Source organism: Paenarthrobacter sp. NPDC056912 (genome assembly GCF_042786555.1).
Classification (GTDB): Bacteria; Actinomycetota; Actinomycetes; order Actinomycetales; family Micrococcaceae; genus Arthrobacter.
On record NZ_JBHUCD010000004.1, the window covers coordinates 16166 to 30137 of the forward strand.

A 13972-nucleotide genomic window follows, 5' to 3' on the forward strand; every position below is an offset into this window, starting at 1 on the left:
ATGTTAGGACCTGTTTACATCGCGGTCTGCTCAGATAGTTGAGACCCATGCCGAGTGGCCGGGCGGAGACATTTCAAACCCGCCGGATGAAAGGGATGTGGGAGAGGGTCGGTAGGGAGGCGGTAGGGATGTGGGAGAGGGGCGGTAGGGGAGCGGTGGGATGTGGGAGAGGGTTGGTGGGTGGCGGTGGGATGTGGGAGAGGGTTGGTGGGTGGCGGTGGGATGTGGGAGAGGGTTGGTGGGTGGCGGTGGGATGTGGGAGAGGGGCGGTAGGGAGGCAGTGGGATGTGGGAGAGGGTCGGTAGGGAGGCGGTGGGATGTGAGGGAGCGCACCGCAGCGGCTTAGCAAATCGATGGATTAACCCGGTAGTCTAGGGGTTGTTTGTGTCGTGATGGCCGCGGGATGCGGCGCCGGCTTCCTAATAGTGGGGGGAATGTGGGATGGCTCTGCCCGAGGGCTCCGGGAAACGCCGTGCCACGAATCGCCGGCGGAGGACTCTGACTGCCGCTGCATTTACTGCCGCGGCAGCCGTCCTGGTAACGGGCGCCATCCTCTACCCGGGCTTCAAGACCACGGACGTGGACCTCAACGATGGCGGCGTCTGGGTAGTCAGCAAGTCGAAGAACGCTGCCGGTCGGCTCAACTATCCCTCCAAGTCGTTGGACGGCGCGGTGACCCCGGCCAGCACCGATTTCGATATCCTTCAGCAGGCCAGTGACGTCTTTATTGATGATGCCGACGGCGGCACCATCAACCCGGTCAGTGCAGCAAACATGCGCCTGGGTGGCGACCAGAAGTTGCCTGGCGCTGCCGAGGTCAGTTTTGGCAACAAGGTCCTGTCAGTCACCGATCCAGCCAAGGGCAAGGTCTGGGCCGTGTCACCAACGTCCATCGGTGGATTCAGTGATGAGTCGGAGCCGTTGTTTGAACAGTCCCCGGGGGTGGCCTCGGTGGTCGGCGTCGACGACACCATCCACACCCTGGACCCGAAAACCGGGCGCCTCACTGCCACGAAGGTAGACGTTGACGGCAAATCCGTGGACTCACAGGTCCGGACTGACGATGCGCTGAAGGCCAGCGGGGAGGTCCAGCTGGCCGCTGTGGGCGGGAAAGCTGTGGTCCTCAATGAGGCAACTGGAGACATCGTGCTGCCCGGCGGCAACAAAGTGCATCTTGATGATGCGAGGGACGCCAAGCTCCAGCAGAGTGGCCCCGCCGCGGATTTCGTCGCAATCGCCACGCCCAAGGCGTTGCTCCTGCAGCCCTTGGACGGCGGCACGGCCAAGACCGTCCAAACCGACGGCCAGGGAACGCCGGCAGCGCCGGTACATGTGGGCTCCTGCACCTACGCCGCCTGGTCCGGGGCCAACAAATACGTCCGCGAATGCAGCAACGAGGCTGACAACCGGCGGTCCGACGTTCCCAAGGCGAGTGCATCGCCGTCGTACGTTTTCAGGGTCAACCGCGATCTGGTGGTGTTGAACGACGTCAACTCCGGCAACGTGTGGATGGTTAACCAGAACATGCAGTTGGTCAACAACTGGGATGACGTCATCCCGCCGCAGCAGACCTCGGACGACGCCGACAAGGACTCTGCGGACGAAGTCCAGCAGACAGTCCTCCCGGACCGAAGCAAACCCAACACGGCACCCGTGGCCAAGCCGGACGCATTCGGGGTGCGGGCCGGCAAGACCACCATCCTTCCGGTCCTTGATAACGACGCCGACGCCGACGGCGATGTTCTCACTGTCAGCACCAGCCAGCCGCTCAAGTCGGGCGTCTTATCAGCCGTCTACGGCGGCACGGGATTCCAAATCGCGGTACCGGCCGGTGCCACGGGTTCGGAAACGTTCAAGTACTCGGTGGATGACGGGCGCGGTGGCACGGGGGCCGCCGACGTGGACTTGAGGATTGTTCCCTCCGAGGAAAACAACGCACCTCAACCCAAGCCGAACCGCAACAACGCGCTGGTGGTCCAGTCGGGGAAGCTCGCCAACCAGTTCGTGCTCAGCGATTGGACGGATCCCGACGGCGACGACATCTTTGCCGTCGCCGTCTCCAGCAGCGATCCGGCAGACCAGGTTCGGATCAGGCCGGATGGCTTGCTCACCTTCCAGGACTCGGGCGCCGGGCCGGGCCGGAAGACTTTGACTGTGAGTGTCTCGGACGGCTCCCTCACTACGCAGGGAAGCATCAGCGTCGACGTCCGGGCTCCTGGTGCGTTGCCGCCGATCGCCAATGCTGACCACGTGGTGGCGGTCGCGGGCCAGGACACCGTGATCGCTCCGCTCAAGAACGACACCGACCCCCAAAGCGGTACGCTGCGGCTGGCGCAGGCCCAACCGGATGGGCAGTCGACGGCGGTGGTGGGACCCGACCAGCAGACGTTCACCTTCAATTCGGCGGCAGTGGGCGTCCACTACGTCACGTATATGGTGACCAACGGCCCGGCGAGTGCCCAGCAGTTGGTTCGGGTGGACGTCGTGTCCGGCAACAGCGACGGCGCACCGGTGGCTGTCCGGGATATCGCCCTGCTGCCGACGGGTGGAAGCACCGTGGTGGATGTGCTGGGCAATGACTCGGACCCTGCCGGTGGTGTCCTCGTGGTCCAGTCGGTCACAGCGGCGGACGGACTCCCGGTCAGCGTTGCTGTCCTGGACCATTCGGTGGTTAAGATCACCGACATCCGTGCCCAAGGGCAGCTCTCGCTCACGTACACGATTTCCAACGGCAAGGGCTCAGCCACCGGAGACATCTCCGTCCAGGTGGTCCCTGCGCCCACCAAGCTTCAGGCCCCGCAGGCCAAACCGGATGAGGTGACGGTTCGCGTCGGAGATGTAGTGACGATTCCGGTCCTGGAGAACGACTCGGATCCCAACGGGGGAGACCTCACCCTCGACCCCGTCCTGGCCCAGCAACCGGACGAAACGGATGGCCGGATGTTCGTGGCAGGGAACACGCTGCGTTTCATCGCAGGCGAAGAACCGAAGACGGTCTACGCGATATATAAGGTCAGCAATGCCTCCGGCCAGACGGATTCACAGCAGGTCACCATCCGGGTCCGGGCTCGCGACGATGCCACGAACACGAGACCGGAACCACGGAACCTCACGGCCCGGGTGGTTGCCGGCATGACGGTGAAGATACCTGTGCCCCTGGACGGGATTGACGCCGATGGTGACTCAGTCCAACTCATTGGCATCGACAAAGCGCCCGCACTGGGAACAGCTGTTCTCCGCGACGGTTATCTTGAGTTCACAGCCGGGGGCAGGGCCGCCGGAACAGACACTTTCAGTTACCGCGTCCGCGATCGCATCGGTGCAGAAAACACCGGCACGGTGATCGTGGGCATCGCGCCAATAGAGGCTGACAACCAGAAGCCGATCGCTGTGGACGACGTCATCGATGTCCGTCCCGGCCGCCGGGTTGCCGTTAATGCTTTGAAGAACGACTCAGATCCCGACGGCGATCCCATCGGCTTGGTGCCGTCGTTCGAGGCAAAGCCTGAGCTGCAGCTCGAAGCCGCTTCAGGCAAGGTAGTCCTCACTGTGCCCGGCGCCGCCGGAATCGAGAGCGTCAGCTACCGGATCCAGGACGATAAGAAGGCCGAAGCCAGCGCGGTCATCCGCGTCCAGACAAGCCCGACCGCGCCCCTTCATGCGCCGCTGGCGGTGGACGATCGGATCACTCTGGCCGAGACACTGGGCAAAAGTGCTGTGGATGTCCCGGTCCTGAAGAACGACTCCGATCCCGACGGCGTTGCCGAGGACCTGAAGATTTCGCTGCCGGACGGAAACCCGAATGCCCGGGTGGGGACCTCAGGCAACGTGGTGGTGACGTTGGTGCCCGAGGATCAGCTGATTCCCTACACGGTCACGGACATTGATGGCCAGTCCGCCACCGCGGTCATGTGGATCCCCGGCCAGGGCCTTCAGTACCCCACGCTGTCCAAGACCGACGTCGTGGAGATCACCGCCGGGGATGAAATCACGCTCGCCCTGCAGGAGTACGTGAAGGTGCGCGAAGGCCGCCAGCCGCGCATCACGGTTGCGGACAAGATCCGTGTTCAAGGCGGAGACTCCACGAACGTTATCACTGGAGACGGTACGGCCCTCCGGTATGCGGCGCAGTCCGATTACGTGGGTCCTGGTTCCATCACCTTCGAAGTGACAGACGGAACCGGACCGGACGACTCCGACGGCCTCAAATCCACGCTCACCATCCTCACCAAGGTGCTCCCGGATCCCAACGCGAACCATCCTCCTACGTTCAGCGGCGCTGCGATCGAGGCACCCAAGGGCGACACCGCCGAATTGGATCTCGCCAACCTCGCCGCGGACGTCGATGAACAGGACCAAGGCAAACTCACGTTTGAACTGGACGGCGCGCAGCCCGGCGGATTCGACGCGCGGATCGAGGGGACCGTCCTGAAGGTCACCCCGGGCGGTTCGCTCAATGCGGGAGCGCGCGGCACGTTCCCCGTCAAGGTCACCGACGGTAGGTCCGAGCCTGTCCGTGCGGCTGTGACCGTTACGGTGGTTTCTTCCAACCGACCGCTTCCGGCAGCCAACGACGACGTGGTGGAAAAGGCCGATGCCGGTAAGCAGCAAACGGTCAATGTGCTGGGGAACGACTTCAATCCCTTCAGCGAACCCCTGACGATCGTGTCCGCCGTGGTGGAGACAGGAAGCGCCTCCGGCACGCCCGGCACTTCAGGGGACTCGATCACAGTGACGCCCGCTGACGGTTTCAAGGGAGTCCTGGTGGTGAGGTACACCATCAAGGACAAGACGGATGATCCCGGCAGGCAAGCCGTGGGCCGGGTCCGCATCACGGTGCGCGACAAACCGGACGCACCCTCGGCCCCTGTTGCCACTGACGTCCGCAGCCGGACAGCCGTGCTTAAGTGGGCGCCGCCGTCGGACAACGGTGCGACCATCACCAAGTACACGGTGAAGGCTGCAGGATTTCTGCAGGAATGCCCCACAACAACGTGTACCCTCACCGGCCTGACCAACAACGTGAAGTACGTCTTCACTGTGGCGGCTACCAACGAGGTAGGCGAGTCCCAGCCGTCAGTGCCGTCGAACGAGATCCGGCCCGATGAGAAGCCTTCGCCGCCGGACGTTCCAACAGTCAAAGCCGGCGACAAGGACCTGGCCATCACCTGGACCCCGGCGAAGACCGAAGGCTCCCCGGTGAAGCACTACAACCTGGAGATTTCACCCCCGCCTGCCAGCGGCATCGCGGTCAAGAACGATGTCACCGGGCTGAGCTACACCTGGCCCGGGCTCACCAATGGCGTGAAGTACAAGGTAAGGGCCCAGGCCGTCAACGATCTCGGACCTTCGGATTGGGGTCTCTACTCCGCGGAGGACCACCCTGCCGGTATCCCGGGCGCCCCGGCGGCGCCCAGCACCGCCGTCGTATCTTCCGTTGGTTCGCAGAACCAATTGAGGGCCGACTGGGCAGAACCTGACATCAACGGTGACCCCATCAAGAATTACTACGTCACCATGAGTGGCGGGACCGGCGCCATCCAGACGCAAACCGTTCCCGGGAATGTCCGAACCGCCACGTTCAAGGCGGACAACTCCGAGGCGGCCTATACCTTCACTGTGCAGGCCGAGAACAAAGCCGGCAAGGGCGCTGTGGGTGCGGCGTCGGCTCCGAGGCGGGCCACTGGCAAGTTGGGGACCGTCAGCAACCTCAGCGCGACGGCGGCCAACACAGGGGCCGCCGGCGGCCAGATCACCATCAACTTCACCGCGTTAAGTGCTGGTCAGCGGAACGGGTCCAAGGCCAACGAAGTCAGCTACACGTACTCCGCTGGCGGCCGTTCCGGCCCCATCCAGCCGGGCCAGACCGTTGGCGGCTTCGCCAACGGCCAGACGACCAACGTCACCGTAACGGCCCAGTCCTCGGTGGCACCCAGTTCGGATGCAAGCGCCCCCGCGACAACAACCCCCTTCGGCTCGCCGGGCACGCCGTCGGCCTCGGGCGCTGACGGGGCTGTCAACAGTAGGTCCGTGGTGTTCAACTGGTCCTCGCCATCAACATCCACCAACGATGTCAAGACGACCAAGATCAAGATCGACGGCGGTGGCTGGGAAACGGTGGGCGCCTCGGGCAGCCGCACTATCAACACTGCCGGCTGGGAAGAGCCGCACAGTATCAGCGTGCAAACTTTCAACTCCCTCGGCACGGGCGGGGGTATTGCGACGGCCAGCGCGAAGTCCGGGCGCGAAGGTCAGTGGACCACCACGATGAACCCGGGGGCGGTAGTCCGGTCGTGCAGCTTTACCCGGGGCGGGGCCAATTACGACCCCAAGAAGTTCACATGTGACGGCCAAAGCAACAACACCCCACCGTGGATGGCTTCCGCCGATCAGGGCGCGATAGTGGTGCGTTGTTACATTGACCAAACAGATAACTGGACCGGTATGCACCGATGGTGGCGCATCGAATCCGGCTCCTACCGCAACGTGGGCCGGTACATCATCGCAGGTCACACCAACCTTCCGGACCCAGTTGGCATCGGAGCACCCGCGTGTTGACTGTTACGGGGCCCAACCGAAGGGTAGTTGTCCCCATCGCGCCCCGCGACGCAAAGACAGTAGGCTGTCAAAGCCATTGGATAGCCGGGTCTCGGCTTTCCTTGGCGGGCCGTCTGGCGCGTGGGATAGTCTTAGGGACTGAAAATTCCGCCGCTGTATGGGGGTACTGCGGAATGCACGGCTGCCGGCACATGCCGGTTGGCCTGGAAGCTGCCAGGGAGCGGCTGTACACAAAGGGAATTTTGGGGCTGTGACAACTTTCTTCGGCAAGCTGGGGCTGAAAAAGCGTCAACACAAGAAACTCATATCGGGTGTTGCTGTGACCGCGGCGGGCGCCGTGCTCGTTGCGGGCGCCGTGCTGTATCCGGGATTCAAGACCACCGAAGTGGACTTGAACGACGGCGGCGTGTGGGTTGTGAGCAAGACCAAGAATGCCGTGGGGCGGCTGAACTACCCTTCACGTGTTCTGGATGGCGCCGTAACCCCGGCCACCACCACGTTCGACGTCTTGCAGCATGACGGCAACGTTTTCGTGGACGACGAATCCGGCTCCACCATCAACCAGGTTTCGGCCGCCAACCTGAAGCTGGGCGGCGACAAGCAGTTGCCGTCGTCCTCGCAAGTCAGCTATGGCTCCACGGTCCTCGCAGTCACTGACCCGGCGCGGGGCAAAGTGTGGGCGTTGTCGCCTTCCACTGTGAACGGATTCGACGAAGAAGGAACTGAGCCGGTTCTGACGGGCGACCAGGGCATGGTTTCGGCGGTGGGCCACGACAACCGCATCTACACGGCGGACCCTGGCAAGGGCGAGATAACTGTCACCACCGTTGATGCCGAAGGCGAGCGGATCAACTCCGAGGTCACCAAGGTGGACGAGCTCAAGGGCTCCGGCGACCTGCAGATCGCCGTGGTAGGTGACAAGCCCGTAGTACTTGATGCCGCCTCGGGAAACCTCTTCCTCCCCGGCGGCCGCAAGCTCCAGTTGCAGGATGCCCGCGAAGCCAAGCTCCAGCAGGGCAGCGAGGACAGCAGTTTTGTTGCCATCGCTACCCGCAAGGCCCTGCTGAAGCAGCCCTTGGACGGCTCTACCGCAGCAACCGTTACGGCGGATGGCGAAGGTGTGCCGGCAGCACCCGTCCAGGTCAACAAATGCGTTCACGCTGCCTGGGCAGGTGCCAACAAGTACGTTCGCGATTGCGAGAACGACGCTGACGACAAGAAGAACGACGTTCCTAAAGCCAGCGCATCTCCCAGCTACGTTTTCCGCGTGAACCGGGACCTGGTGGTCCTCAACGACGTGAACTCCGGGAGCGTGTGGCTGGTCAACCAGAACATGCAGCTCGTGAACAACTGGGACGATGTTGTCCCGCCCAAGAACCAGTCCGATGACCAGGACCAGGAGTCCGCGGACAACAACACCATCAACGTGCTGCCGGATCGAACCAAGCCGAACCGCCCGCCCGAGACCAAGCCTGACGAGTTTGGAGTCCGGCCAGGCAGGACGTCCATCCTCAGCGTCCTGGACAACGACTCAGACCCCGACGGCGATGTCCTCACCGCGGCAGTGGGCGCCAATGGCCCCAAAGCAGGGGCGCTCGAAAACATCTACGGTGGCTCCGCCTTCCAGATCAAGGTTCCGGCGGATGCAAAGCCGGGCACGGAAGTCTTTGACTACAACGCCTCCGATGGTCGAAGCCTGTCCGCCGGCGGCAAAGTCACCCTCCGTGTGGTGCCCCCGGAGGAGAACAAGCCTCCCTTCTTCAAACGGGCCGAGCCCACCACCATGCTGGTGGAACAGGGCAAGTCGGTCAGCCAGAACATCCTGACCGATTGGATGGACCCGGACGGGGACGACCTCGTACTTTTGGATGCCAAGGCCGACAACGATCAGGACCAGGTCAAGGTCCGCCGTGACGGCCTGCTGACCTACCAGGATTCCGGGGCCGCCCCGGGCAAGAAGAACGTCACGATCACCGTGTGGGACGGCCGCGCCACCACAACGGGCCGCGTCGTGGTGAACGTCCAGCCTCCCGGCGCGCTCGCGCCGGTGGTCAACGCCGACCACGTCACCGCCGTGGTGGGCCAGGATCTGGTCATTGCCCCGTTGAAGAACGACGTTGACCCCAACGGCGGCGCCTTGCGCGTGGCCCACGTGGAGGCCGCAGGTCCGGCCGAGTTGGGCCCAGTGACCGACGGCGGTACCTTCACCTTCCGGAGCACCACCCCGGGCCCGGTCTACTTGAGCTACATCGCCAGCAACGGGCCCCAAAGCAGCCAAGGCCTGATCCGCGTTGACGTGGAGTCCGGCAAGGATGCCGGCGCCCCCGTTGCCGTCCACGATGTCGCCCTGCTGCCGGTGGGCGGGAGTGTGCTGGTGGATCCGCTCGCCAACGACTCGGATCCCTCCGGTGGCGTCCTGGTCCTGCAGTCCGTCACGGTCCCCGATGGCTCCACGGCTTCGGTCAGCGTGATCGATCACAGCGTCCTTCGCGTCACTGACGTCCTCGGCGCCAAGGAACCCTTCGTCTTCAGCTACACGATGTCCAACGGCCGCGCCTCAGCCACCGGAACGGTGGGCGTTGTCCCGGTGCCGGCCCCCGCCGTCGTCGAAGCTCCCCAACCGAAACCCGACGAAGTCAACGTGCGCGTCAACGACGTCGTCACTATTCCGGTCCTGGACAATGACACACACCCGCAAGGCGAGGAACTGTCCGTAGACCCGGTGCTGGCGCAAAGCATCCCGGAGGAAGACGGCAAGGCATTCGTCTCCGAGAAGACACTGCGCTTCATCGCCGGACCCACGCCCAAGACCGTACGCGCCATCTACAACGCAGTTGACCCGCAGGGGCAAAAGAGCGCCGCGGCCGTGACCATTCATATCCTGCCGCTGGAAGGCGCCCAAAACTCGCGCCCGCAGCCGCAAAACCTCACTGCACGGGTGGTGGCCGGCGGCAGCGTCCGGATTCCGGTACCCCTGGACGGTATCGATCCCGACGGCGACTCGGTCCAGTTGACCGGGATCGACAGCACGCCCACCATGGGAACCGCGACGGCGGGCAGCAGCTTCATCGACTTCGTCGCCGCAGGTGACGGCGCGGGAACCGATACGTTCCGGTACAAGGTGATCGACCGCCAAGGGGCGGTCAACACCGGCACGGTCACCGTCGGCGTCGCACCGCGCGGGGAAGACAACCAGAAGCCCGCGCCTGTGGACGATGAAGTCAAGGTCCGTCCCGGCCGCCAGATCGCTGTGGACGCGACAGCCAACGACACCGATCCTGACGGCGACATCATCCGGATCCTGACGGACAGCATAGAGGCGGACGCCGGACTGGAAGCGCAGGTCAGCAAGACTAGCGGGCGCATCCTGGTGACAGCGCCTGCCGCTGAGGGGACCGTCAACGTCCGCTACTCCGTGGCCGATGACCGCGATGCAGTGGGCCAGGCCAGCATCCGGGTGATCGTCAAGAACGACATTCCACTTCAGGCGCCGATCGCGCGCGATGATCGCGTGACCTCGGCACAAACGCTCGGCAAGACCGCCGTGGATGTTCCAGTTCTCAAGAACGACGAAGATCCCGACGGCGTGGGGGAGAACCTCAAAGTCAGCACTGAGTTGGAGACCGCTCGGCCAGGTTCCGAGGGCAACGTGATTGTTGAACTCACCGAGCAGCCCCAACTGGTGCCCTACACCGTGGAGGACGTGGACGGGCAGAAGTCCACGGCCATCATCTGGGTACCCGGCGTCGGCCAGCAGGTTCCGACACTCGCCAAGGACGAAGTGGTGGAACTTGTCTCCGGGCAGTCCGTCACAGTGGATCTCGCAGAGTGGGTCAAGGTCCGCGACGGACGTTCACCCCGCCTGACGCAGACCGACCGCATCAAGCTCATCGGAGCCAACGGCAGCGATCCTGTTGCCAACGGCGGCACGGCCATCAAGTACACGGCAGGCGCCGAATACGTGGGTCCGGGCTCCATCAGCTTCGAGGTCACCGACGGGACCGGACCTGATGATCCCAATGGACTGAAGTCAACCCTCAGCATTCGCACGAAGGTGCTTCCGGATCCCAACAAGAACAACCCGCCCGTTCTGCTCGGCAGTGATCTTGAGGTGCCAAAGGGGGACTCGGCCAGCTTGGATCTGGGGAAGCTGACGTCCGATCCCGACTCTGACGATGTCCAGAACATGAACTATGAGCTGGTGGGTGCTGCCCCCGGCGGCTTCAGGGTGAATGTGGACGGCAAAACCCTTAAGGTTTCCGCTGAAGATTCCGTGCAGATCGGCCAAGGCGGCACCGTCCAGGTGAAGGCCAAGGACCGACGCGGACTGGAAGCACTCGCCACGTACAAGCTCTCCCTGACAGCCTCCAACAGGCCCAAGCCTGTGGCCAATGACGATGTGGAGCCGGATGCGCAGTCAGGAAAGCCCGTCACCGTCAACGTGTTGGCCAACGACTCCAACCCGTTCCCGGATACGCCGTTGAAGATCGTCTCCGCCGTGACTGAAACCGGCGACGGCGGGGCCGAGTTCAGCAACGGCGATGTGACAGTCACGCCGTCTGCCGGCTTCACCGGCACGATGGTGGTGGCCTACACGGTAGAGGATAAGACAGGCGAAACGTCACGTTACGCTACGGCCCGCATTCGACTGACCGTCAAGGATAAGCCTGCTGCGCCAACGACTCCGCTTGCACAGAGCGTGGGCGACCAGACGGCCCTGCTGACGTGGAACGCCCCGGCGGACCGTGGCTCGCCCATTACCAAGTACACCGTGTACGGAGAGAACGGCTTCAAACAGGACTGCCCCGCCAACACCTGCACCTTGACCGGACTGACCAACAACGTGAAGTACCACTTTGCGGTCACCGCCACCAACGCCATCAACGAATCCGAGCGTTCTCCTGTTTCCGCGGAAGTGCGTCCGGACGTCAAGCCGGACACTCCGGTGGCGCCAACACTGAAATTCGGGGACAAGCAGCTCTCTGTGGCTTGGGTCCCTCCCGCCAGCAAGGGCTCACCCATCAAGTCCTACGATCTTGAGATCTCGCCGGCGCCCGCTGGCCAAAATCCCCAGATCCAGAACCTGACCGGTGCCAGCCATGTGTGGACGGGCCTGACGAACGGCGTGGCCTACAAGGTCCGCGTCCTGGCCAGGAACGACGCCAAGGAACCGTCCGAATGGAGCCCGTACTCGGCTGCGGAAACTCCGGCAGGCGTACCCGCAACGCCGGCAGCCCCGTCCGTGTCCGGCGCAGGATCCGTGGGTGCCCAAAGCCAGTTGCAGGTCAGCTGGAAGGCGCCCAACAACAACGGTGATGCAGTATCTGCCTACACCTTGACCACGTACCGTGGCGGGGCCTTGGTGGGTTCCCAATCGGTAGCAGCTACTTCCCAGAACGTCACCGTGGCAAACTCCGAGGCTGACTACACGTTCACCGTCTCAGCGACCAACAAAGCCGGCGTCAGTGGCGTTAGCCAGCAGTCCGCTGCGATCCGGGCCGCGGGCAAACCGGGCACCGTGGGCAGCGGCTCGGTAACGGCAACCGGCACCAGTGGACAGCTGAGGGTCGCCTTCACGCCGCTCACAGCTGCTGAACGAAACGGGTCTCAGGACAACGAGATCACGTATCGCTGGCAAACTGCCCAAGGTTCGGGTCCCATCGGGCGAGGAGGCGGTGACATCGGCGGACAGCCGAACGGTACCAACGTGGTGGTGAACATCATCGCTACGTCGGTCAAGAACGGCATGGCGGGCGATGCGAAGGCCATTGGTACAGGCAACCCGTACGGGCCCCCCAATGCACCGAACGTCAATGGCGGAAAGTCTCCGAAGGGCGATGGCCAGGTCCACTGGACATGGAACAACCCTGCCACCAACGGCCGTGCACTGGACCACTACGAGGTCCGGCTCGACAGCGGTGGCTGGACTGGCGTGGGCAAGGCCAACAGTTTTGACGCCTCTGGTGGTGGCTGGGACAAGACACGTCGGCTGGAAGTCCGGGCTGTGACTGTGGTGGCGGGTCCCACGAGCGGTGACGTCAACGCAACCAGCGGCGATGACCCCACTCCACCTCCACCCGCCTCGCAAATCCAAGTGGATGCCAGCAGTGTCCGGACCTGCCCCGGCAAGCCCGGCCAGTCGGATAGTTACACGCCCGGCAGCCCCGCCAAATGTGGCGTGGGTTGGGTGGAGCGCTCTTGGGGCAAGATCACCGTCAACTGCACCAAGGACATCTACGGCAACGGAACTCCGTGGTACCGGCTCCAGGGCTCCGCGAAGGACGGTTGGTTCGTCAAGTCCACCACTGTGGATCTTTCAGGACCTCGGCCTCCTGGCGGATGCTGACGATGCCCTCCGCCCATCAGAATCACACCCGCATTCCCTACCCAACGAACAGGATCACCCCATGACCATGACAAACGAGCAGGCCGCGTGGTTTGCAGAAACGTTCGAGAAGCTCGTTGCCAACGTGGGCAAAGCCGTCCTCGGCAAGGAGCACGTCATCCGGCTGACCTTCACCGCGATGCTGGCCGAAGGGCACGTGCTGTTTGAGGATGCACCGGGCACGGGCAAGACTTCACTTGCCCGTGCGTTGGCGGCGACGGTCCAGGGTTCGCACAACCGCATCCAGTTCACGCCCGACCTCCTGCCGTCCGACGTGACGGGTGTGACTATCTACGACCAAAAGACGCAGAAATTCGAGTTCCACAAGGGGCCGGTGTTCAACAACATCGTGCTCGCCGATGAAATCAACCGTGCGTCGCCGAAGACGCAGTCGGCGTTGTTGGAGGTCATGGAAGAATCGCGCGTCACCGTGGATGGCACCACGTATGACGCTGGCCGGCCGTTCATGGTCCTGGCAACCCAGAACCCGATCGAACAGGCGGGCACATACCGTTTGCCAGAGGCCCAGCTTGACCGCTTCCTGATCAAGACGTCCATCGGCTACCCGGACCACGCGTCCACCGTGCGCCTGCTGGGCGGAGCCAACCTCAAGGACCGTTCCAAGGACCTGACTCCGCTCATCACCACGCAGGCCGTGGCTGAGATGGCGGACCTTGCGGCCACCACCCACGTGGACACCGCCGTTCTTGAGTACATTTCGCGCCTGTGCGAGGAAACCCGCAATGCATCGGAGACACGCCTTGGTGTTTCCGTCCGTGGCGCCCTGGCCATGGTTCGCGCTGCGAAGGTGTGGGCAGCGGGACAGGGACGGAACTTCGTGCTGCCCGATGACATCAAGGAACTCGCCCCTGTGGTGTGGACTCACCGTTTGGTGATGGACCCGGAGGCTGAATTCTCCGGCGCGACACCCGAGGTGGTCCTGGCACGCGTCCTCGCCGAGGTCGCAGCACCGCAGCAACGCACCAGCGCATAAGCAGCACAGCACTGCCAGCGTTCACGGAACGCCCA

3 protein-coding genes are annotated in these 13972 nt (G+C 63.6%); all 3 read left to right on the forward strand.

Features of this window, described 5'->3' with window-relative positions; genetic code table 11:
- The first annotated feature begins 441 nt into the window (after window positions 1-441).
- The 3 genes from ACFRJ9_RS05565 to ACFRJ9_RS05575 all read left to right on the forward strand — a co-directional run bounded on the left by ACFRJ9_RS05565 (window position 442) and on the right by ACFRJ9_RS05575 (window position 13937).
- A complete protein-coding gene (locus tag ACFRJ9_RS05565; RefSeq protein WP_377665282.1) occupies window positions 442-6558 on the forward strand; it encodes an Ig-like domain-containing protein in 6117 nt (2038 codons plus the stop codon).
- Between the two features lie 250 nt (window positions 6559-6808).
- Window positions 6809-12904 (forward strand): Ig-like domain-containing protein, encoded by a 6096-nt coding sequence (locus ACFRJ9_RS05570; RefSeq protein ID WP_377665284.1) that lies wholly within the window; start codon window positions 6809-6811, stop codon window positions 12902-12904.
- A gap of 61 nt (window positions 12905-12965) precedes the next feature.
- Window positions 12966-13937, forward strand: coding sequence for an AAA family ATPase (locus ACFRJ9_RS05575; protein WP_377665287.1), 972 nt, complete (start codon window positions 12966-12968; stop codon window positions 13935-13937).
- Window positions 13938-13972 lie beyond the last annotated feature (35 nt).

Excerpts from the sequence above, each read along its gene's own strand:
- ACFRJ9_RS05565 (WP_377665282.1), top strand. The coding sequence starts at position 442 with ATGGCTCTGCCCGAGGGCTCCGGGAAACGCCGTGCCACGAATCGCCGG.
- ACFRJ9_RS05575 (WP_377665287.1), top strand. The coding sequence starts at position 12,966 with ATGACCATGACAAACGAGCAGGCCGCGTGGTTTGCAGAAACGTTCGAG.